Origin of the sequence: Acetobacter sacchari (assembly GCF_017377715.1) — a bacterium.
GTDB classification, from domain to species: domain Bacteria; phylum Pseudomonadota; class Alphaproteobacteria; order Acetobacterales; family Acetobacteraceae; genus Acetobacter; species Acetobacter sacchari.
This window is the reverse complement of record NZ_JAFVMF010000002.1, coordinates 107,376-127,918: the sequence shown is the minus strand read 5'-3', so window position 1 is coordinate 127,918 and position 20,543 is coordinate 107,376. Positions and strand designations below refer to the sequence as shown.

Genomic DNA, 20,543 nt, shown 5'->3' with positions numbered 1-20,543 from the left:
TGCCGGTCTCACCGGAAAAAGAATCGGACACGGCGCATACTCCCTGAAAATCTGATTTTGCATGTCTGGCGCGCGTCGGCGCGATATCGCGCTTGATGTATGTCATTTTGTGTCTTTTCCGCAGTGGCGAACAGTAGAACCGGGTGGCGGAGAACGGCATTGTTGTGCGTCGTCGTCGCGCCTTCACGGGAAAGTGCCTCGTGCTTGGCTTGGGCAGGTCTGGCCACGCCGGGACTGCGGGCATAGGTTGGGCCTGACGGACCGGTGTGTCGCGCAAGCGGCGCGTCGTCGGCTGGGTGGATGGTAGCGGAGGGTGGTTTTGCATTCGGTGATAAACGATTACCTGCCCGTTCTCATTTTCGGCGTTCTGGCGGTCGTCATCTCTGCCGGCATGCTGGGCGGGTCGCTGCTTGCAGGGCATCAGAAGCCGTACGCCGAGAAGCTGTCGGCCTACGAGTGCGGTTTTGCAGCCTTTGACAACGTCCGCCGTCGCTTCGACGTGCGATTTTATCTGGTCTCGATCCTCTTCATCATTTTCGACCTTGAGGTCGCGTTCCTGTTCCCGTGGGCGATCAGTCTGTCTCGGATCGGGGCGTTCGGGTTCTTCTCGATGCTCGCGTTCCTCAGCGTTCTCGGGATCGGTTTTCTTTACGAATGGCGCAAGGGCGCGCTCGACTGGGATTGACGGGCTGCTGTCGATTATTTTGATGTCGAGACAAGGCGGAGGCGCGAGATGAGCATGAACGACGGTAAGGCGGTCGGCGGATCGGAGACGATCGTCTGGAATCGCGACATGGTTCCCCCCGGTCCGGAGCAGGACGCTATCGTGCGTGGCGTCACCGGGGAGATCAGCGAGAAGGGGTTCGTCGTCGCGAATCTCGACAAGTTGGTCAACTGGGGCCGCACCGGCAGCCTTTGGCCAATGTCGTTCGGTCTTGCCTGCTGCGCGGTCGAGATGATTCACGCCTATATGCCGCGCTACGATCTCGATCGTATGGGGGTGATTCCCCGGGGTTCGCCGCGTCAATCCGACGTGATGATCGTCGCAGGCACGCTGACGAACAAGATGGCTCCGGCGCTGCGCCGCGTGTACGACCAGATGGCTGAACCGCGCTGGGTGATCTCTATGGGTTCCTGCGCCAATGGCGGGGGGTATTACCATTACTCCTATTCCGTCGTGCGTGGCTGTGACCGCGTTGTGCCGGTGGACGTCTATGTCCCGGGCTGTCCGCCGACTGCGGAGGCGCTGATTTACGGCATCATGCTTCTCCAGAAAAAAATTCGTCGCACGGGGACCATTCTGCGTGGCTGAGGAAACTGCACGTCTCGCCGGAGCCGCGTCGGCAGACAGGCTCGGAGCGCTGGCCTTCACCCTGTCCTCGTCCTTTCCGGGCGTTTCGTCCGCCGCTGTCGAACGTGGCGAATTGGTCGTGCGCGCCGACAAGGACGTCCTGATCCCGCTGATGACCCTGTTGCGCGACGATCCGCAGTTCCGGTTCGAGCAGATGATGGACCTCTGCGGCGTCGATTTTCCGGCGCGAAAGAACCGGTTCGACGTCGTGTATAATCTGCTGTCGGTCAGCCTGAACCAGCGCGTGCGCGTGATTGTGACGACTGACGAACTGACGCCCGTTCCCTCCGTGCACGGCCTGTGGCCTTGCGCGACGTGGTGGGAGCGCGAGTGCTACGACCTGTTCGGCGTGCTGTTTTCCGGTCAGCCGGATCTGCGCCGCATCCTCACCGATATCGGGTTCGAGGGGCATCCGCTGCGCAAGGATTTCCCGCTGACGGGCTATACCGAGGTTCGGTACGACCCCGAGCGTCGGCAGGTGGTGCGCGAGCCCGTGTCGCTGACCCAGGATTTCCGCGACTTCGATTTCGTGTCGCCGTGGGAGGGCGTCCTGACGCTCCCCGGCGACGAAAAGGCGCATGAACTGCGCCAGATCATGAAAAAGCTGAGCTGACGGGGCCGTCATGACGAATGCGATCGAGCAGGCAGCGTTGGACCACGCCCTTGGCGAAGCGGCCGTGCCGGTGTCTCTTCTGCCCGAACAGGCAGTCGAGCAGGCTGAGCGACGCACGGTCGAGATTGACAGCCACGCGCTGAATTTCGGGCCTCAGCATCCGTCTGCGCACGGCGTGCTGCGTCTTGTGCTGGAGATGGAAGGCGAGGTCGTCGCCCGTGCGGTGCCGCATATCGGCCTGCTGCACCGCGGCACGGAAAAGCTGATCGAATACAAGACGTATCAGAAGGCGCTGCCGTATTTCGATCGCCTCGATTACGTCTCACCGATGTGTGAGGAGCACGCGTTCGCGCTGGCCACCGAAAAGCTGTTGGGGATCGAGGCGCCGGATCGCGCCAAGTGGATTCGTGTGATCTTCGCGGAAATTACGCGAATCCTGAATCACATCCTCAACCTGACTGCGATGGGTCTGGATTGCGGCGCGGTGACGCCCGCCCTGTGGGGGTATGAGGAGCGGGAGAAACTTCTGGAATTCCATGAAGCCGCCTCTGGCGCACGGTTTCACGCCAATTACTTCCGTCCCGGCGGCGTCGCGCGCGATCTGCCCGCTGGTCTCGAAGAACGCATCGCCAGCTGGGCGAAGGAATTCCCCTCCTGGATCGACGACCTTGAGAGCCTGCTGACGGAAAACCGCATCTGGAAGCAGCGTACCGTCGGCATCGGCGTATTTACGACAGAGCAGGCGCTGGCCTGGGGCTTCAGCGGCCCGTGTCTGCGCGGTTCCGGCGTGCCATGGGATCTGCGCCGCTCGCAACCTTACGACAATTACGACAAGGTCTCGTTCGAAATTCCCGTGGCGCGTCACGGCGACTGCTACGACCGGTATCTGGTCCGCGTGGCCGAGATGCGTGAGAGCGTGAAAATCATCGAGCAGGGGCTGGCGCAGATCAAACCCGGCCCGATCAAGGTGCAGGACCCGAAATTCTCCCCGCCGAAGCGCGCCGAGATGAAACAGTCGATGGAAGCGTTGATCCATCACTTCAAGCTCTTCACGGAGGGATATCACGTTCCCCCCGGCGCGACCTACACGGCGGTCGAAACGCCTAAGGGCGAGTTCGGCGTGTATCTGGTGGCGGACGGCAGCAACCGTCCCTACCGCTGCAAGATCCGTCCGACCGGGTTCTCGCATCTGCAGGCGATAGATGAATTGTCACGACGTTCCATGCTGGCCGACACGGTGGCCATCATCGGTTCGCTCGATCTCGTGTTCGGTGAGGTGGATCGATGAGCGCTCAGACGCCGGAACAACCGGTCCATTTCGCGTTCGACGAGGCCAGCGAAGCGGAAATCGCGACGATTCTGGCGAAGTATCCGCCGGAGCGTAAGGCCAGTGGCGTGATTCCGCTGCTCTACGTCGCCCAGCGGCAGATGGGTCGCCTGACAGACAGCGCCTGGGTGCCGGTCGCAGCCATGGACGCCATCGCCGCCCGTCTGGAGGTCGCGCCGATCCGCGTCTACGAGGTCGCGACCTTCTATCTGATGTTCAACACGAAGCCGATCGGGCGCTACCATCTGCAGGCGTGCACGACGACCTCCTGCTGGCTGCGCGGGTCGGACGATGTGGTCGCGGCCTGCAAGAAGGCCACAGGCATCCAGCATTTTGGAGAAACCAGCGAGGACGGGATGTTCACGCTGACGGAAGTCGAATGCCTCGGCGCCTGCGCGAACGCGCCGATACTTCAGGTCGACAGCGATTATTACGAGGATCTCGACGGCCCCCGTACGGAGCAGTTGATCGAAGCGCTCCGCAAGGGCGAGCGCCCGGCCTATGGGCCTACGATCGATCGCTTTAACTCCGCGCCTGAAGGCGGCCGCAAGGTGCTGCTCGACGCTGGCGAACCGGGTCAGGGATAGGGAGAAGACGCGATGCTCAGCGACAAGGATCGGATCTTCACCAACCTTTACGGCCAGAACGACTGGCGTCTGGCTGGCGCGCGCGCGCGCGGAGACTGGAATGGCACGGCCGAACTGATCGCGCGCGGCCGCGACGCCATCGTCAACGAGATGAAGGCGTCGAACCTGCGCGGCCGTGGCGGTGCGGGGTTCCCGACTGGTCTGAAATGGTCGTTCATGCCGAAGGGCGACGGGCCTGTGCCGCGTTACCTCGTCATCAACGGGGACGAGTCCGAACCCGGCACCTGCAAGGACCGCGAAATCCTGCGGCACGAGCCGCACAAGCTGATCGAAAGCGCCCTGCTCGCGTCTTTCGCGATGGGCGCGCACGCGGCGTATATCTATATCCGCGGCGAGTTCTTCAACGAAGCGCGGCACCTCCAGATCGCGATCGACGAGGCGTATGACGCCGGACTGCTCGGCCCAAACGCCGCAGGCTCTGGCTGGGATTTCGATTTCTACATCCATCGCGGCGCGGGCGCGTATATCTGCGGCGAAGAGACGGCGCTGCTGGAGAGCCTTGAAGGCAAGAAGGGTCAGCCGCGCATGAAGCCGCCGTTCCCGGCGGGCGCCGGTCTGTATGGTTGCCCGACCACGGTGAACAACGTCGAGAGCATCTCGGTGGCGTCCACCATCCTGCGGCGCGGGGCTGCATGGTTTGCAGGGCTGGGACGTCCGAACAATTGCGGCTCCAAGCTGATGGCGATTTCCGGCCACGTGAACACGCCTTGCGTGTTCGAGGAGGAGTTGGGCGTTCCGCTGCGTGAGATCATCGAGAAGCACGGCGGCGGTGTGCGCGGCGGGTGGGACAATCTGCTGGCCGTCATTCCGGGCGGATGCTCGGTGCCGTTGCTGCCGAAATCGGTCTGCGAAACGGTGCTGATGGACTTTGACAGCCTGCGCGCCGAACGCTCTGGCCTCGGCACCGCGTGCATGATCGTGATGGACAAGTCCACGGACATCATCAAGGCGATCGCGCGCTTTTCGCAGTTCTTCAAGCATGAGAGCTGCGGGCAGTGCACGCCCTGCCGCGAAGGCACAGGCTGGATGATGCGCGTGATGAACCGCATGGTCGAAGGCCGCGCCGAGATCGAAGAAATCGACATGCTCGAGCAGGTTACGCGTCAGGTTGAAGGACACACGATCTGCGCGCTGGGCGATGCGGCCGCGTGGCCGATTCAGGGGCTGATCCGGCATTTCCGACCGCTGATGGAAGAGCGGATTCACAACTACAAGCGGCTGCATGGCGGCGCGGGACGGATTGATGCGCCGTCGCCCGCGACCCTCGCGACCCTCGCGGCGGAGTAAGGCGAATGGTGAGGGTTATCGTCGACGGAACGCCGGTCGATGTGCCGGCGGGCTCATCCGCGCTGCAGGCCTGCGAGGCCGCCGGGAAGGAAATTCCGCGCTTCTGCTATCACGAGCGTCTGTCGGTCGCGGGCAACTGCCGCATGTGCCTTGTCGAGGTCGTGCGCGCGCCAAAGCCGGTGGCGTCGTGCGGCTTTCCCGTTGCGGAAGGCATGGAGATCAAGACGGATACGGAGGTCGTCCGCAAGGCGCGTCGTTCTGTCATGGAATTCCTGCTGATCAACCATCCGCTGGACTGTCCGATCTGCGATCAGGGCGGCGAATGCGATCTGCAGGATCAGGCTTACGGTTACGGTAGCGGCGTGTCGCGGTACGACGAGCCGAAACGGGCAGTTACGGACAAGAATCTCGGACCGCTGGTCAAGACGGTCATGACGCGCTGCATCCAGTGCACGCGCTGCGTCCGGTTCTGCGCCGAAGTGGCTGGAACGCCGGAACTGGGCGCCGTGTCGCGTGGCGAGAACATGGAGATCACGACCTATGTCGAGAAGGCTCTGACGTCCGAGCTTTCCGGCAACCTGATCGACATCTGCCCTGTCGGCGCCCTGACCTCCAAGCCCGGCGCGTTTCAGCAACGCCCGTGGGAGTTGAAGAAGACCGACGCCATCGACGTGATGGACGCGCTCGGGACCAATATCCAGATTCAGGCGCGTGGCGGCGAGGTGAAGCGCATCGTTCCGCGCGTCAACGACGAGGTGAACGAGGAATGGCTGTCCGATAAAGGCCGCTTCGCCATAGACGGCCTGCTGCGCCGCCGTCTGGATCGCCCCTGGGTGAAGGTCCACGGCAAGCTTCAGGCCGTGTCGTGGCAGGACGCGTTCGTCGCCATAGCCCGCCGTCTCGAAGGCGTTCCCGGCTCGCGTATCGGCGCAATCGTCGGCGACCTGTGTGACGCCGAGAGCATGATGGCGCTGCGCGACCTCATGATCTCTATGGGGTCGCCCAATCTCGATTGCCGTCAGGACGGCGCGCATTACGACGTGTCCGACCGCGCGAACTATACGTTCTCGTCCGGCATCGCGGGAATCGACGAGGCCGACGCGCTGCTGGTGATCGGAGCGAACCCCCGTCACGATGCGCCGGTGCTAAACGCGCGCATCCGTAAAAGATATCTCGAAGCAGGCCGAGGCGGTCTTCCGATCGGTGTGATCGGCGATATGGGCTCCGACCCGACATGGGCATACGAATCCCTGGGCGCGGGCGCTTCGGCGCTGGCCGATCTGATGGCGGACGGAAACCCGTTCCTCGAAAAGCTGAAGGCGGCGAAGCGCCCGATGATCATCGTTGGGCAGGGCGCGCTGACGCGCGACGACAGCCCGGTTGTGCTCAAGGCCTGCGCGCTGCTGGCGGAAACTGTGGGCGCGGTGACGGATGAGTGGTCCGGCCTGAACGTCCTGCACACGGCTGCTTCGCGGGTGGCGGCCCTGGACCTCGACTTCCTTCCGGCCGAAGGCGGGCGCAGCGTGCGCGGCATGCTCAGCGGCGGCGTCGATGTGTTGTGGCTGCTCGGCGCGGACGAGTTTCCGGTGCACGGGATCGGGCCGGACACGTTCGTGATCTATCAGGGGCATCATGGCGACGCGGGTGCCGCCCGAGCGGACGTGATCCTTCCGGGGGCTGCGTACACCGAAAAGCAGGGCACCTGGGTGAACACCGAAGGCCGCGTGCAGCGCGGGTTCCAGGCAGTGTTCCCGCCGGGTGAGGCGCGCGAGGACTGGCGCATCCTGCGCGCGGTGTCCGACGTGCTGGGGCATACGCTGCCCTACGACACGATCGAGGCGCTGCGCGAGCAGCTGCAGGTCGGGGCGCGTCATGTGACCGCGCGGCGTTCGACGACGGAAGGGCTGTCCGACAGCGTGCTTTCGAAGCCGTTCGCGTCTTCGGGCGCCAGCTATTACCTGACGAACCCGATTTGCCGGGCGAGCGCGACGATGCAGGAATGCGCCAGCGTTCATGCCCCGCACGCGGCTGTGGCGGCGGAGTAGCGACGTGGAACAGTTCTTCTTCCATACGACGACCGGCAACGTCATCCTGCTGGTGCTCGAAGCGCTGGCGATTCTGGTGCCGCTTCTGATCGCGGTCGCCTACCTGACGCTCATGGAGCGTAAGGTCATGGCCGCGATGCAGATGCGGCGCGGCCCGAATGTGAACGGTCTTTTCGGCGTGCTGCAGGCCTTTGCGGACGCCATCAAGATGATGACCAAGGAGACGATCATCCCCAGCGGGGCCAACCGTTTCCTCTTTCTTCTGGCTCCGTTCCTGACGTTCTCCCTCGCCATGCTGGCATGGGCGGTAATCCCGACGGGAGATGGTCTGGCGGTCGCCAACATCAATGTTGGCATCCTGTATCTGCTCGCGATTTCCTCGCTGGGCGTCTACGGCATCCTGATCGCGGGCTGGGCGTCGAATTCGAAATACGCGTTCCTTGGCGGACTTCGCTCTGCGGCGCAGATGGTCTCGTATGAGGTGTCGATCGGTCTGGTGATCGTGTCGGTGCTTCTGGCCGTGGGCAGTCTGAACCTGAACGACATCATCCTGGCGCAACGGCACATATGGTTCTGCGTGCCGATGTTCCCGATGTTCATCATCTTCTTCATCTCGGCTCTCGCCGAGACGAACCGTGCGCCGTTCGATCTCCCCGAGGGCGAGTCCGAACTGGTGGCCGGGTTCTTCGTCGAATACTCGTCGCTGTCCTTCGGTCTGTTCTTTCTCGGCGAATACGCGAACATGATCCTGATGTCGGGGATGGTGAGCATTCTCTTTCTCGGCGGCTGGCTGCCGCCGCTGGGAATTGCGCCGCTGACCTGGATTCCTGGTCCGATCTGGCTGATCGCCAAGATCCTGTTCTGCCTGTTCGTGTTCATCTGGGTGCGCGCTACGTTCCCCCGCTACCGTTACGATCAGCTCATGCGGCTGGGCTGGAAAGTGTTCCTGCCGTTCTCGCTGCTGTGGATGATCGCGACCGCAGGGTTCCTGCTCGCAACGGGCAATCTGCCTCAGGGAGTAAGCTGATGGCCGGCCTCGACCGCAGCCTCAAGGCGTTTCTGCTGACCGAGATCGTCGCCGGCATGACCGCGACGTTCAAGACGATGTTCAAGCCGAAAGTCACGCTCAATTATCCCTATGAGAAGGGGCCGCTTTCGCCGCGTTTCCGGGGCGAGCACGCGTTGCGGCGCTATCCAAATGGCGAGGAACGCTGCATCGCGTGCAAGCTGTGCGAGGCCGCGTGCCCTGCGGAAGCGATCACGATCGAGTCCGAGGCGCGCGACGACGGTTCGCGCCGGACAACGCGCTACGACATCGACATGACGAAGTGCATCTATTGCGGCCTGTGCGAGGAAGCCTGCCCGGTGGATGCAATCGTCGAAGGGCCGAACTACGAGTTCGCGACCGAGACCCGTGAAGAACTGATGTACGACAAGAACAAGCTGCTCGCCAACGGCGACAGATGGGAGAGCGTGCTGGCGCGGAGGCTCGAACTCGATGCGCCGTATCGCTGAGCCCCGGCTGGTGGAGAGTCCGACATGATGATCCAGCTTGTCTTCTACGTCTTCGCGGCGGTGCTGATCGCGTCTTCCGCCATGGTGATCTTCGCGAAGAACCCGGTCCATTCCGTGCTGTTCCTCATCCTCGGCTTCTTCAACGCGGCGGGGCTGTTCCTGCTGGCGGGGGCCGAGTTCCTGGCGATGATTCTGGTCATCGTCTATGTCGGCGCGGTCGCGGTTCTGTTCCTGTTCGTCGTCATGATGCTCGACATCGACTTTGCGAGAATGCGCGAGGGGCTGCAGCGTTACGCGCCGTTGGGCGCAGCCGTTGGAGGCGTCCTGTTCGCCGAGCTGGCGATGGCGGCGGCGCACTGGGCCAGTTCGCCGGTCATGCCGGAGCCGATTACGGGCGGCCTTGGCCAGCCGGGTGGTCCGATGACCAACACGGCGGCGCTCGGGACGTTGCTCTACACCCATTACATTCTGCTGTTTCAGGCCTGCGGCCTCGTTCTGCTGGTCGCGATGATCGGCGCGATCACGTTGACGCTGCGTGAAAAGCCGACGGGGCGTCGTCAGGTGATCGGCAAGCAGCATGAGCGCATGCGCGCGGACACGCTGGAGATGCTGACCCTGCCGCTGGGCTTCGGGACCGACGCCAATGGCGGGTTCCTGCGTCCGGCGAAGGGGTATTACGACACGGCGGTTCCGGGTTCTTACGGCGTGCCCGCCGCGCCGGAGCCTCCGCGCGAAGAGGTCCGCAAGGTTGACGGAGACGCGCCATGAACGACGCTTTCGCCCAGATCGGTCTGGGGCCTTTTCTTACGGTCGGAGCGGCGCTGCTGGTGCTCGGCGTGTTCGGGATTTTCCTGAACCGCAAGAACATCATCATCATCATGATGTCGATGGAGCTGATCCTGCTGGCCGCCAACATCAACCTCGTCGCGTTCTCTGCGGCGCTGGGCGATCTGTCGGGGCAGGTCCTGACGGTCTTCGTGCTGACCATCGCTGCGGCGGAGGCGGCCATCGGCCTTGCCATCCTCACCGTCTATTTCCGCAACCGCGGCTCGATCCAGGTCGAGGACGTGGCGTTGATGAAGGGCTGACCGGCGATGCAGGCGGCATTGATCCTTTTCGCGATTGCTGTGCTTGCCCCGCTGGGCGGCGCCGCGATCTCCGGGCTCTTCGGACGGCGTCTTGGCGACGGCGTGGCGCAGTTCGTCTCGATCCTGTTCATGGTCGTGGCGGCGCTGTGCAGCTATGGCGCGCTGATCGGCGGCATGACGTCCGGCGCGATGCCGGGCGTCGCGCTGCTGGCGCACTGGGTTGACGCCGGGTCGTTCCACGCGGCGTGGGCGCTGCGTTTCGATACGCTGTCGGCGACGATGACGGCGATGGTGCTGACGGTCTCCCTGCTCGTCCATATCTACAGCGTCGGGTACATGTCCCATGACTCGATGCCGCGCTATCGCTTCTTTGCGTACCTGTCACTGTTCACCTTCGCCATGCTCATGCTGGTGTCGTCCAATGACCTGATCCAGCTTTTCTTCGGCTGGGAAGGCGTAGGCCTCGCGAGTTATCTGCTGATCGGGTACTGGTTCCAGAAGCCGAGCGCGAACGCGGCGGCGATCAAAGCCTTCGTGGTGAACCGTATCGCCGACCTTTTCTTTATCGTCGGCATCGGTCTGCTGTTCGTCACCTTCGGGACGGTTCAGTACGACAATATCTTCTCGCTGGTCCCCGATCAGGCGCGCAATGCCTACATGCTGTTCGGCAGTCCGCATTCGCTGCTGGAAGTGATTGCGACGCTGCTGTTCGTCGGCGCGATGGGCAAGTCGGCGCAGTTGTTCCTGCACACATGGCTGCCGGATGCGATGGAAGGTCCGACGCCGGTTTCCGCGCTCATTCACGCGGCCACCATGGTCACGGCGGGCGTGTTCCTGATGGCGCGCATGTCGCCGCTGATCGAGTTCACTCCGTACACGCGGGAGTTCATTGTCCTGATCGGCGGGACGACGTGTTTCTTCGCCGCGACGGTCGGCATGGTGCAGCCGGACATCAAGCGGACCATCGCCTATTCGACGTGTTCGCAGCTTGGCTACATGTTCGTCGCCATTGGCGTCGGCGCGTATCAGGCGGGTGTGTTTCATCTGACGACGCACGCTTTCTTCAAGGCGCTGCTGTTCCTTGGCGCTGGTTCGGTCATTCACGCCGTTCACGACGAGCAGGACATGTTCCGTATGGGCGGCCTGTGGCGGAAAATTCCTGTCACCTATGTGGTGATGTGGATCGGTAGCCTCGCACTCGCCGGCGTGTTTCCCTTCGCGGGCTACTGGTCCAAGGACGCGATCCTGAACGCGGCCTGGGCGTCGGGCAGCAGCGTCGGCATGTATGGCTGGGTTCTGGGTACGGTCACGGCCTTCATCACGGCGTTCTACAGCTGGCGGCTGCTTTTCCTGGTGTTCCACGGGAAACCACGCGACCAGCATCTGCATGACGGCGCGCATGAAAGCCCGCCGGTCATGGTCGCGCCGCTCGTGCTGCTGTCCATCGGCGCGCTCGCGGCTGGCGCGGTGCTGGCTCCGCTCTATGTCGGTTCGAAGCAGGCGATGTTCTGGGCCGGGGCGATCGTCAACGCGCCAGGCAATACAATCATGAGCATGATCGAGGAGGTTCCCACGCCGATCGCGCTGCTGCCGAGCGTCGCTGGGCTTCTGGGTATCGCTGTGGCCTATGTCTTTTACATAGCGAAGCCCGAACTGCCTGCCGCAGTGGCCTCGTCGTTCCGACCGCTGTACCTGTTCCTGTTGAACAAGTGGTATTTCGACGAGCTGTATGACCGCATCTTCGTGGGGCCGTATCGTGTGATCGCCCGCCTTCTGCGTCGCAACGACGAGGGCGTTATCGAGAAAGCGCCGGTTGAACTGGCCCGCTTGACGCTGGGCGGCGCGGTGCTGGCCACGCGCTCGCAGACCGGCTCCATTGCGATCTACGCGCTGTCGATGCTGATCGGTCTGGTTGCGCTCGTCACGACGGTGGTGTTCTTCCAGTGACGGGCGCGATGCCTGCGGCCGTGTCGTTCCGTAAGCCGGGCGGCGAGAGCGGCGGTCGTCCCGTCGGGTGTTTTTTGCGTGCTTTTCCTGCGCGTGAGGGGATGGGGCGCGTGCCTCTGCCGCACGTCCGTTCGATGGAGTTGAGACGATGAACTGGACACTCGCCCTGCCGGAGATCGTGCTGGCGGTCAGTGGTCTCGTGATCCTCGCTGCGGGCGTCCTGATGCGCAAGGAGGAGGCGTTCCTTCCCAGCGCCACGTTGAGCGTCGCAGCGATGATCGTCTCCGGGTTTCTGGTGACGACGTCTTCCAGCGGCTTCGGCTACGGCGACGTTTTCGTCGTGGACGCCTTCGCGCGCTTCATCAAGCTGCTGGTGATCGCGGGCGGCGTCGCATCGATCACGTTGTCGATCGGGTATTCTGACGGCAAGAGCGCCCTGCCGTTCGAAACGCCGATCCTGATGCTGTTTTCCACGCTTGGCGCGATGATCATGGCGTCGTCGGCGAACCTGATGACGCTGTTCGTCGGGCTCGAACTGTCGTCGCTGTCGATCTACATTCTCTGCGCCATTGAGCGGGATCGGGTGGAGGCGGCGGAGGCCGGGCTGAAATACTTCATCCTCGGATCCCTGGCGTCCGGGTTGCTGCTCTATGGCGCGTCGCTCGCCTACGGTTTCGCGGGCACGATGGAGTTCGCGCCGATCGCCGTCGAAATCAACGGCGCTGGCGCCTTGCCGGTGGGACTGGTCATCGGTGTCGTGTTCATCGTCGTCGGCCTGGCCTTCAAGCTGTCGGCCGTGCCGTTCCATATGTGGACGCCTGACGTCTATCAGGGTTCGCCGACACCTGTGACGGCGTTCATGGCGGGCGCTCCGAAGTTCGCCGCGTTCGCATTGATCCTGCGGGTGATGATGGGGCCGTTCGGCGCGATGTCGCCGCGCTGGCAGCTTCTGATCGAAGTGATTTCGGCGTTGTCGATGCTGTTTGGCGCGCTGGCGGCGATCCCGCAGCGCGACATCAAGCGTCTGATGGCGTATTCGTCGATCGGTCATATGGGATACGCGATGATGGGCCTCGCGGCGGCGACCCCGGTGGGAACGCGCGGGACGCTGGTCTATCTGACGACGTATCTGGTGATGAATGTCGGCGTGTTCGGCGTCATCTCGGCCATGCGCCGTCGTGGACGTGAGGTGACGACGATCGCTGACCTCGCAGGACTCGGCCGTACCAACCCGGCGATGGCCATGGTGATGGCGATCTGCATGTTCAGCATGATCGGCGTGCCGCCGCTTGCCGGGTTCTTCGGTAAGTTCATGGTGTTCGGCGCAGCTTGGAACGCGGGCCTCTACGGGCTGGTCGCTGTCGGCGCGCTGTCTGCGGTGATCGGCGCCTTCTATTACCTGCGCGTGGTGAAGGTGGTGTATTTCGACGCTTCGGTCGCGCCGTTCGACAAACCTGCGCCGTCCATCGCGTTCGTGTCCGCCGCCATGGGGCTGGCGACGGTGCTTTTTCTTCTGGCGCTCGGACCGGTGAGTGAAGCGGCCGGAGCGGCGGCGAAAGCTCTTGTCGGCTGAGTTCGTCCGGGAGGACGTCTCCGGCTGGCGGCTCGAGCTGCATGACGAGCTGCCCTCGACGTCCGACGTCTGCATAGAGCGCGCGGATCTCGGAGAGGCGGAGGGGCTCGCGCTACTGGCGCGCCGCCAGACCAAAGGGCGTGGCACGCGGGGGCGCACGTGGGCCGATCCCGGCGACAGCCTTGCGCTCTCTGTGTTGATGAGGCCTGAAAGGAACGTGTCCTCGGTCAGCGCGCCATGGTCGTTCATCAGCGCGCTGGCGTACTACGACGCACTGGCCGACGGCGTGCTGACGCCGCGTCTGCGCGTCAAATGGCCGAACGACATCCTGCTGGATGGACACAAGCTGGCGGGCATTCTGGTCGAAGCCAGCGGCGGCGAAGGCGGATGGGTCGTGATCGGTTTCGGCGCCAATATCCGGCGCGCGCCGGAGGTGGAGGGCCGCACGCTGGCGTGCCTCGCGCAATACGATCCCGAGGCGGAAGCGGCGGTCGTGGGACGGCGTGTGCTGGCTGCGCTGACGCGCTGGCGCGCAGTGTGGGAGCGCGAGGGTTTCGCCCCGATCAGGCAGGCCTGGCTGGAGCGGGGGCCGCATCGGGGCGCGCCCCTTGTGGTCAGCGGGGGAAAAACCTATGTTGAAGGCGAATTCGAGGGGATCGGCGAAGGCGGGGAACTTCTTCTGCGCTGCGGTCCGGAGTTGAAGCGCATAGTCACCGGCGAAATTTTGTACGGCGATATAGCGTTAATAAAAATGGAAGCGCAAAATGCTTCTGGTCGTTGACGCTGGCAACACCAACGTCGTCTTCGCTGTGCATGACGGCGCAACGTGGCGCGGGAGCTGGCGCGTCTCGATGCAGCCGCAACGCACGTCGGACGAATACGCTGTTTGGTTGATGACCTTGCTGCAGGCTGCCGGGCTGTCAGTAAATGACGTCAGTCAGGCGGTGATCGGCACCGTTGTGCCAGCGGCGCTCTATCACCTGCGCCTGTTGTGCAGACAGTATTTTCAGACCGAGCCGCTGATCGCGTCTTCCCGTCTGGATTGGGGATTTCGTATTGCGCTCGATAATCCGGGAGAAGTCGGCGTCGACCGGCTCCTCAACGGATTGGCGGCGCACAGGATTTACGGCGGTCCATTGATCGTCATCGATTTCGGCACGGCGACGACATTCGACGTGGTGGATGTGGACGGGGCGTATTGCGGCGGTGTGATTGCGCCCGGAATTAATCTGTCGGTTGAAGCGCTGCACAAGGCGGCGGCCCGCCTGCCGCGCATCGGCGTCGGGCGCCCGGCGGGCGGGCTTGTCATCGGGCGGGATACGAACTCGGCTATGCGGTCGGGCGTTTTCTGGGGGTATATCGGGCTGGTCGAGGGGATCGTCGAGAGGATCAGGCAGGAATTCGGGGCGCCGATGAAGGTGCTCGCGACCGGCGGTCTGGCTCCGCTCTTCTCGGAGGGAACGAGTGTGTTTGAACACATCGATCCTGAACTCACCATCAACGGTCTTCGGTTTCTGGCCGGGAGGAATCCCGCGCCACATCTTACAAACGACAAAGATTTGATTACGGAAGGATAATATCTAAAAATGAACGAAAACAAGGACGGTCTGGCCTTTCTGCCTCTCGGCGGAACGGGTGAGATCGGCATGAATCTCAACCTGTACAGGTTGGGCGACAAGTGGCTTGCGGTTGACTGCGGCATTGGCTTCTCCGGCAACGACACGCCGGAAGCGGAAATTCTCACGCCCGACCCGACCTACATTATGGAGCGCCGGGACAAGCTCGTCGGTCTGGTGATCACCCACGCACATGAGGACCACCTCGGCGCGGTCGCTCATCTGTGGACGCGCCTCGGGTGCCCGATCTATGCGACGCCGTTCGCGACCGCCGTGCTGCGCCGCAAACTCGGCGAGGCGCGCCTGCTCCAGCAGGTGAAAATCCACACGATCAAATGCGCAGGCCGCTTCAACGTAGGTCCGTTCGACATCGAGTTCGTGCCGGTCGCTCACTCGGTGCCGGAAGCGCAGGCTCTGGCGCTGCGCACGCCGCATGGCCTGATCGTTCACACCGGCGATTGGAAGATTGATCCGACGCCGCTGGTCGGGCCGCCGACGGATCTGAAGCGCCTGAAGGAAATTGGCGACGAAGGCGTTCTCGCGCTGGTCTGCGACAGCACCAATGTGATGACGGACGGCGCATCGCGCTCGGAAGCCGAAGTGCGTGAAGGCATGACGGCGCTGATCCAGTCGCTCAAGGGCCGCGTCGCGGTGACGTGCTTCGCCTCCAACGTCGCGCGTGTCGAGACCATCGCCATGGCGGCGCAGGCTGCGGGCCGCAACGTCGTGCTGGTGGGGCGGTCACTGCGCAATCTCGACGTTGCTGCGCGTGAGTGCGGCTATCTCTCGGGCGTGCTGCCGTTCTTCTCGGAGCAGGAGGTCAACGACCTCGCGGACGACAACGTGGTGATGATCATTACGGGCAGTCAGGGCGAACCGCGCTCGGCGCTGTCTCGAATCGCTTCGGACGTGCATCCGAACGTCTCGCTCGGCGAGGGTGATACGGTCGTCTATTCCAGTCGCATGATTCCGGGCAACGAACGCGCCATCATGCAGGTACAGGACAATCTTACCCGCCGTGGCGTGACGGTCCTGACCGATCGCGACGCGATGGTGCATTGCTCGGGCCATGCGACGGGTGATGATGTGCGGACGATGTACGATCTGATCCGTCCGCAATACGCCGTGCCGACGCATGGCGAATGGCGTCACCTGACCGCTCATGCGGCGCTTGCACAAGAAAAGGGCATTTCGGCGATCCTGCTTGAGGACGGCGATATCCTTAATCTGTCGCCCGGCAAGGTCGAGGTCGTGGATACGGCGCCGACCGGTCGTCTGGCGGTCGACGGCAATCGCCTGCTGGCGATGGATGGCGATGTGCTTTCCGCTCGTCGCAAGATGCTCTTCAACGGCATCGTTCTGGGCAGCTTTGCGGTTGACGACGAGGGTTATGTGATCGGTGAACCGAAGGTCAGCGCGCCCGGTTTGCTCGATGCAGACGAACCGGAGAGCGTGCGCGTCAAGGAAGAATTTGCAAGCGCCATCGACGAAATTCCGGACGAACTGCGGATGGACGACAACTCCTTCCGTGAGGCCGCGAAGACCGCGTTGCGCCGCGCGCTTGGCCGCAAGATCCAGAAGCGTCCACTGGTCGACGTCCATGTGCTGAGGGTCTGAGGACTCTTGGCTCCGGCTACCCGTCCCGCATAGAAAAAGCGGCGGTCGGGTCGCCCCGGCCGCCGCTCATTCTTCAGCTTTAGTTATTTTTCTTATTCTTGTTAGGTATATATATCCGGGAATTTAGGTATGGGCAAGCGCTCGTGCGTTCACAAAAACGTTGCCGACGCTCCGTCATCCTGAGTTCCGTCGCCCGGATCGCTTGCATCCCCTGCATGAGTAGGAGATAGGCGTCGGTTAATCCGGTGATGAGCCGGTTTGATGCACTCCCGTGGGTCTGTTCCCGCCGGATTCTGGTTTCGCCCTTTCATCATTGAGAAAAGCCCCAATGCGCCTGTCACGCAGTTTTCTTCCCACACTTAAGGAAACGCCGTCCGACGCGCAGATCCCGTCGCATCGACTGATGCTGCGTGCCGGTCTGATCCGCCAGACGAGTTCTGGCATATACGCGTGGTTGCCGGCGGGTCTGCGCGTGCTGCGCAACATCAGTCAGATCGTGCGGGAAGAGCAGGACCGTATCGGTGCGCAGGAAGTGCTGATGCCGACGTTGCAATCCGCCGAATTGTGGAAGCGTTCCGGCCGTTACGACGCCTATGGCCCCGAAATGCTGCGGATTCAGGACCGGCACGAGCGCGATCTGCTTTACGGACCGACGAATGAGGAGATGATCACGGATCTGCTGGGGCAGTCGGTGAAGTCGTACCGCGAACTGCCGCAGATGCTCTATCACATCCAGTGGAAGTTCCGTGACGAGGTGCGTCCGCGCTTCGGCGTGATGCGCGGGCGCGAGTTCCTGATGAAGGACGCCTACAGCTTCGACGCGTCGTATGAAGCGGCCGTGGACACGTATCGCCGCATGATGCTGGCTTATCTGCGTACGTTCCAGCGGCTGGGCGTTCGCGCCGTGCCGATGGTGGCGGACACCGGGCCGATCGGCGGCGATCTCAGTCATGAATTCCTTATTCTTGCGCCCACAGGTGAAAGCGGCGTGTTCTACGACGGTGCGCTGGAGAGCAAGGACTGGCTGAGCGACCCGATCGACGTTGACGACAGCACGTCTCTGGCCGGCTTCTTCAACACCCTGACATCGTATTACGCCGCGACGGACGAGAAGCACGACGAGACCGCATGGGCCGCCGTGCCGGAAGAAAATCGTCGTGAAGGCCGTGGAATCGAAGTCGGCCATATTTTCTACTTCGGGACGAAATATACCAAGTCCATGGATATTTCGGTCACTGGCCCCGACGGTGCGTTGCTGTACCCGGAAATGGGTTCATACGGCATCGGCGTGTCGCGTCTGGTCGGCGCGATCATCGAGGCGAGCCACGACGACGGCGGCATAGTGTGGCCGGACAGCGTGGCGCCGTTCCGTGCGGCGATCCTGAACCTGAAGGTCGGGGACGCGGAATGCGACGCGTTGTGCGAACGCCTGTATGCCGCGGGTGACGAGCAGTTCCTGTATGACGACCGCACGGACCGTGCGGGCGCGAAGTTCGCCGACGCCGATCTGATGGGGCATCCGTGGCAGATGATCGTCGGCCCCCGCGGCGCCAAGACAGGCACGGTGGAGTTGAAGCGCCGCGCCACGGGCGAGCGTTTTGAACTGCCCGCCGAAGAGGCGCTGGCGAAAGTTCTCGGACGCTGATGTTCGGGCCCTTCGAGCGCGCGGTTGCGGGACGATATCTGCGCGCCCGCAAGGGCGAGCGCTTTGTGTCGGTGATCGCGATCTTCTCGCTCGTCGGCATCGGACTCGGCGTGGCGACGCTGATCATCGTGATGGCGGTGATGAACGGTTTCCGCGCCGATCTGATGGGGCGGATTCTTGGTCTGAACGGCGATCTCAGCCTGTATGGCGTGACGCGTTCGATCACGGATTACGACGACGTCGCAGCCGAAGTCCGCAGGGTTCCGGGCGTGACTGGAGCAACGCCGCTGCTCGAAGGACAGGTTTTGCTCAGCGCTGGTCCCTACAGTTCTGGCGGCGTCGTGCATGGCATGACGAAGCAGGGGCTGAGCGACCTCAAGGCGATCAGCTCGAATATCATCGCTGGCTCTCTCGACAAATTCGAAGGCGACGACGCGATCGCGGTGGGCGAAACTCTGGCCGAGCGAGCGGGGCTTGGGGTCGGATCGCAACTGACGCTGGTGTCGCCCAATGGCGCGGCGACGGCGTTCGGTACGGTGCCGCGTGTGCGGGCCTATCATGTCGTCGCGATCTTCGACGCGGGCGTGAACGATTATAACGCTGGCTACGTGTTCATGCCGATGTCGGCGGCGCAGATCTATTTTCAGAAACCAAAGGCAGTCACCCAGATTCAGGTGATGGTGCAGGACGCCGACAACGTGCGGCCGGTGACGCGTGCGATCCAGCAAACGCTGGCCGATCCGCGCATCCGCGTGATGGACTGGACGAACAGCAACAACGCGTTCTTCGGCGCCGTGCAGGTCGAGCAGAACGTGATGTTCCTGATCCTGACGCTGATTATTCTGGTCGCGGCGTTCAATGTGATTTCCTCCCTGATCATGATGGTCAAGGACAAGACGGTGGACATCGCGGTCCTGCGCACGATGGGCGCGACGCGCGGGGCGATCATGCGCATCTTTCTGATGTGCGGCGCCTCGGTCGGCGTGACGGGAACGGCGTTCGGAACGCTGCTCGGCGTCGTGTTCTGCGAAAATATAGAACGTATCAGGCAGGTTCTGCAGCGTATCACCGGAACCAACCTGTTTAATCCGGAAGTTTATTATCTGGAGCACCTGCCGGCGAAGCTGGTCTGGGGGCAGGTGATCGAAGTGATCGTGATGGCTCTCGCGCTGTCGTTGCTGGCGACGCTGTATCCATCATGGCGTGCGGCGAAAACCGACCCGGTGGAGGCGCTGCGTCATGGCTAAGTCTCCCGGTGATGTTGTGCTGCGCCTTCAGGGCGTGCAGCGATCCTATGTCAGTGGCGACGGTGAGCGTCTGAGCGTTCTCCGTGGCGTGGACTTCACTTTGCACGCGGGCGAGATCGTGGCGCTGGTCGCGCCGTCCGGCACGGGCAAGTCGACGTTGCTGCATGTCGCGGGCCTGCTCGATTCACCCGACGGGGGATCGGTCGAGATAGGAGGGCGGGACGCCACGCGCCTTTCGGATGGAGAGAGAACGGTCATCCGTTCGCACGAAGTGGGCTTCGTCTATCAGTTTCATCATTTGCTCGGCGAATTTACGGCGCGTGAGAACGTGATGTTGCCGCAGATGATCGCCAGGCGTGCGCGTGGCGCGGCGCGCCTGCGCGCCGACGCGTTGCTGGGCTCATTCGGGCTGGCGCATCGTCTGGATCACCTTCCGGGTAAATTGTCCGGCGGCGAGCAGCAGAGAGTGGCGATCGCCCGCTCTCTGGCCAATGAGCCCTCGTTGCTTCTGGCGGACGAACCGACGGGGAATCTCGATGTGCGCACGGCGGATGTGGTGTTCGAGGAGTTGCTGGGCGCCGTTCGACGGTCCGGGCTTGGCGCGCTGATCGCAACGCATAATGACGCTCTGGCCGCACGGATGGATCGCGTCGTGACGTTGCGTGACGGGGCTCTGGTCGCGCTTTAGAATCTTATCCGGTCAGACGGAATGGGCTGATCGGCTGAAGATGCTCGTCAAAACAACAAACCGGAGCCTTATCCGTGAACCTGTGTGACCGGATAAGGCTCCGGCCTGATCATTGAGCGGTTTTCCCGACGCGGGCAGGAAAAAGTCAGTTCTTGTGCATATGTCTGTGTGCATGGACACGGGTTTCCCGGCACATTCCGTTCGAACGAAAGCGTTTGGAGAGGTGACGTCGCGCGGTAAATAACGACCCTGAGGCGCGGCCGTTGATCGGATGTTCAGCGGCAATGCGTCCGGGGGCGGCCTTATGCGGGCGCATGTCTTCGTTGGAGCAATCAGC

The 20,543-nt window shown here is 62.9% G+C and carries 19 protein-coding genes; all 19 read left to right on the top strand.

The window, feature by feature from the left end; genetic code table 11:
• Nucleotides 1–319 precede the first annotated feature (319 nt).
• The 19 genes from ndhC to J2D73_RS02130 all read left to right on the top strand — a co-directional run bounded on the left by ndhC (nt 320) and on the right by J2D73_RS02130 (nt 20,206).
• Complete coding sequence (gene ndhC, locus J2D73_RS02220) at nt 320–685, top strand: NADH-quinone oxidoreductase subunit A (RefSeq protein WP_207878985.1); 366 nt, start codon at nt 320–322, stop codon at nt 683–685.
• A 54-nt stretch (nt 686–739) separates the two neighbouring features.
• A complete protein-coding gene (locus tag J2D73_RS02215) occupies nt 740–1,312 on the top strand; it encodes a NuoB/complex I 20 kDa subunit family protein (RefSeq protein WP_026397473.1) in 573 nt (190 codons plus the stop codon).
• Complete coding sequence (locus tag J2D73_RS02210) at nt 1,305–1,964, top strand: NADH-quinone oxidoreductase subunit C (RefSeq protein WP_207878981.1); 660 nt, start codon at nt 1,305–1,307, stop codon at nt 1,962–1,964. The genes J2D73_RS02215 and J2D73_RS02210 overlap by 8 nt, the downstream gene beginning before the upstream one ends.
• 10 nt (nt 1,965–1,974) lie before the next feature.
• Entirely contained in the window at nt 1,975–3,252 is a 1,278-nt protein-coding gene (locus J2D73_RS02205; protein ID WP_207878979.1) for an NADH-quinone oxidoreductase subunit D, read from the top strand.
• Nucleotides 3,249–3,878, top strand: a complete 630-nt coding sequence (locus J2D73_RS02200; RefSeq protein WP_207878977.1) for a complex I 24 kDa subunit family protein — start codon at nt 3,249–3,251, stop codon at nt 3,876–3,878. Before J2D73_RS02205 ends, J2D73_RS02200 begins: the two co-directional genes overlap by 4 nt.
• A gap of 12 nt (nt 3,879–3,890) precedes the next feature.
• Nucleotides 3,891–5,225, top strand: a complete 1,335-nt coding sequence (gene nuoF, locus J2D73_RS02195; RefSeq protein ID WP_207878975.1) for an NADH-quinone oxidoreductase subunit NuoF — start codon at nt 3,891–3,893, stop codon at nt 5,223–5,225.
• 5 nt (nt 5,226–5,230) lie between these two features.
• Nucleotides 5,231–7,270 (top strand): NADH-quinone oxidoreductase subunit NuoG, encoded by a 2,040-nt coding sequence (gene nuoG, locus J2D73_RS02190; RefSeq protein WP_207878973.1) that lies wholly within the window; start codon nt 5,231–5,233, stop codon nt 7,268–7,270.
• The gene (gene nuoH, locus J2D73_RS02185) at nt 7,239–8,297 is read left to right on the top strand and encodes an NADH-quinone oxidoreductase subunit NuoH (RefSeq protein ID WP_243429565.1); all 1,059 of its coding nucleotides are present in this window, start codon (nt 7,239–7,241) and stop codon (nt 8,295–8,297) included. Before nuoG ends, nuoH begins: the two co-directional genes overlap by 32 nt.
• Nucleotides 8,297–8,785, top strand: coding sequence for an NADH-quinone oxidoreductase subunit NuoI (gene nuoI, locus J2D73_RS02180; RefSeq protein ID WP_086644642.1), 489 nt, complete (start codon nt 8,297–8,299; stop codon nt 8,783–8,785). Before nuoH ends, nuoI begins: the two co-directional genes overlap by 1 nt.
• A 24-nt stretch (nt 8,786–8,809) precedes the next feature.
• On the top strand, nt 8,810–9,553 hold the full coding sequence (locus J2D73_RS02175) for an NADH-quinone oxidoreductase subunit J (protein WP_207878971.1): 744 nt from the start codon (nt 8,810–8,812) through the stop codon (nt 9,551–9,553).
• The gene (gene nuoK, locus J2D73_RS02170) at nt 9,550–9,873 is read left to right on the top strand and encodes an NADH-quinone oxidoreductase subunit NuoK (protein WP_026397464.1); all 324 of its coding nucleotides are present in this window, start codon (nt 9,550–9,552) and stop codon (nt 9,871–9,873) included. The genes J2D73_RS02175 and nuoK overlap by 4 nt, the downstream gene beginning before the upstream one ends.
• A 6-nt stretch (nt 9,874–9,879) precedes the next feature.
• Nucleotides 9,880–11,820 (top strand): NADH-quinone oxidoreductase subunit L, encoded by a 1,941-nt coding sequence (nuoL, locus tag J2D73_RS02165; protein WP_207878970.1) that lies wholly within the window; start codon nt 9,880–9,882, stop codon nt 11,818–11,820.
• A gap of 148 nt (nt 11,821–11,968) precedes the next feature.
• Nucleotides 11,969–13,393, top strand: coding sequence for an NADH-quinone oxidoreductase subunit NuoN (gene nuoN / locus J2D73_RS02160; protein ID WP_207878969.1), 1,425 nt, complete (start codon nt 11,969–11,971; stop codon nt 13,391–13,393).
• Nucleotides 13,383–14,174 carry a biotin--[acetyl-CoA-carboxylase] ligase gene (locus J2D73_RS02155; RefSeq protein ID WP_207878968.1) on the top strand — a complete coding sequence of 264 codons (792 nt, stop codon included), beginning with the start codon at nt 13,383–13,385 and terminating at the stop codon, nt 14,172–14,174. The genes nuoN and J2D73_RS02155 overlap by 11 nt, the downstream gene beginning before the upstream one ends.
• On the top strand, nt 14,158–14,970 hold the full coding sequence (locus J2D73_RS02150; RefSeq protein WP_207878966.1) for a type III pantothenate kinase: 813 nt from the start codon (nt 14,158–14,160) through the stop codon (nt 14,968–14,970). The genes J2D73_RS02155 and J2D73_RS02150 overlap by 17 nt, the downstream gene beginning before the upstream one ends.
• A 9-nt stretch (nt 14,971–14,979) precedes the next feature.
• Nucleotides 14,980–16,626, top strand: coding sequence for a ribonuclease J (locus J2D73_RS02145; RefSeq protein ID WP_026397459.1), 1,647 nt, complete (start codon nt 14,980–14,982; stop codon nt 16,624–16,626).
• Between the two features lie 328 nt (nt 16,627–16,954).
• Nucleotides 16,955–18,271 (top strand): proline--tRNA ligase, encoded by a 1,317-nt coding sequence (proS, locus tag J2D73_RS02140; RefSeq protein ID WP_207878964.1) that lies wholly within the window; start codon nt 16,955–16,957, stop codon nt 18,269–18,271.
• A complete protein-coding gene (locus J2D73_RS02135) occupies nt 18,271–19,518 on the top strand; it encodes a lipoprotein-releasing ABC transporter permease subunit (RefSeq protein ID WP_207878963.1) in 1,248 nt (415 codons plus the stop codon). Before proS ends, J2D73_RS02135 begins: the two co-directional genes overlap by 1 nt.
• Nucleotides 19,511–20,206: an ABC transporter ATP-binding protein gene (locus J2D73_RS02130; RefSeq protein ID WP_207878960.1), complete on the top strand. Its 696-nt coding sequence runs from the start codon at nt 19,511–19,513 to the stop codon at nt 20,204–20,206. Before J2D73_RS02135 ends, J2D73_RS02130 begins: the two co-directional genes overlap by 8 nt.
• Nucleotides 20,207–20,543: the final 337 nt, after the last annotated feature.

What these genes read in the sequence shown, in the direction of transcription:
- J2D73_RS02175 (WP_207878971.1), top strand. Translation starts at nt 8,810, where the DNA reads ATGATGATCCAGCTTGTCTTCTACGTCTTCGCGGCGGTGCTGATCGCG.
- J2D73_RS02150 (WP_207878966.1), top strand. Translation starts at nt 14,158, where the DNA reads ATGCTTCTGGTCGTTGACGCTGGCAACACCAACGTCGTCTTCGCTGTG.
- J2D73_RS02215 (WP_026397473.1), top strand. Translation starts at nt 740, where the DNA reads ATGAACGACGGTAAGGCGGTCGGCGGATCGGAGACGATCGTCTGGAAT.
- J2D73_RS02205 (WP_207878979.1), top strand. Translation starts at nt 1,975, where the DNA reads ATGACGAATGCGATCGAGCAGGCAGCGTTGGACCACGCCCTTGGCGAA.
- nuoH (WP_243429565.1), top strand. Translation starts at nt 7,239, where the DNA reads ATGCCCCGCACGCGGCTGTGGCGGCGGAGTAGCGACGTGGAACAGTTC.
- nuoG (WP_207878973.1), top strand. Translation starts at nt 5,231, where the DNA reads ATGGTGAGGGTTATCGTCGACGGAACGCCGGTCGATGTGCCGGCGGGC.
- nuoI (WP_086644642.1), top strand. Translation starts at nt 8,297, where the DNA reads ATGGCCGGCCTCGACCGCAGCCTCAAGGCGTTTCTGCTGACCGAGATC.
- nuoN (WP_207878969.1), top strand. Translation starts at nt 11,969, where the DNA reads ATGAACTGGACACTCGCCCTGCCGGAGATCGTGCTGGCGGTCAGTGGT.
- J2D73_RS02200 (WP_207878977.1), top strand. Translation starts at nt 3,249, where the DNA reads ATGAGCGCTCAGACGCCGGAACAACCGGTCCATTTCGCGTTCGACGAG.
- nuoK (WP_026397464.1), top strand. Translation starts at nt 9,550, where the DNA reads ATGAACGACGCTTTCGCCCAGATCGGTCTGGGGCCTTTTCTTACGGTC.
- J2D73_RS02135 (WP_207878963.1), top strand. Translation starts at nt 18,271, where the DNA reads ATGTTCGGGCCCTTCGAGCGCGCGGTTGCGGGACGATATCTGCGCGCC.
- proS (WP_207878964.1), top strand. Translation starts at nt 16,955, where the DNA reads ATGCGCCTGTCACGCAGTTTTCTTCCCACACTTAAGGAAACGCCGTCC.
- J2D73_RS02130 (WP_207878960.1), top strand. Translation starts at nt 19,511, where the DNA reads ATGGCTAAGTCTCCCGGTGATGTTGTGCTGCGCCTTCAGGGCGTGCAG.
- nuoL (WP_207878970.1), top strand. Translation starts at nt 9,880, where the DNA reads ATGCAGGCGGCATTGATCCTTTTCGCGATTGCTGTGCTTGCCCCGCTG.
- nuoF (WP_207878975.1), top strand. Translation starts at nt 3,891, where the DNA reads ATGCTCAGCGACAAGGATCGGATCTTCACCAACCTTTACGGCCAGAAC.
- J2D73_RS02145 (WP_026397459.1), top strand. Translation starts at nt 14,980, where the DNA reads ATGAACGAAAACAAGGACGGTCTGGCCTTTCTGCCTCTCGGCGGAACG.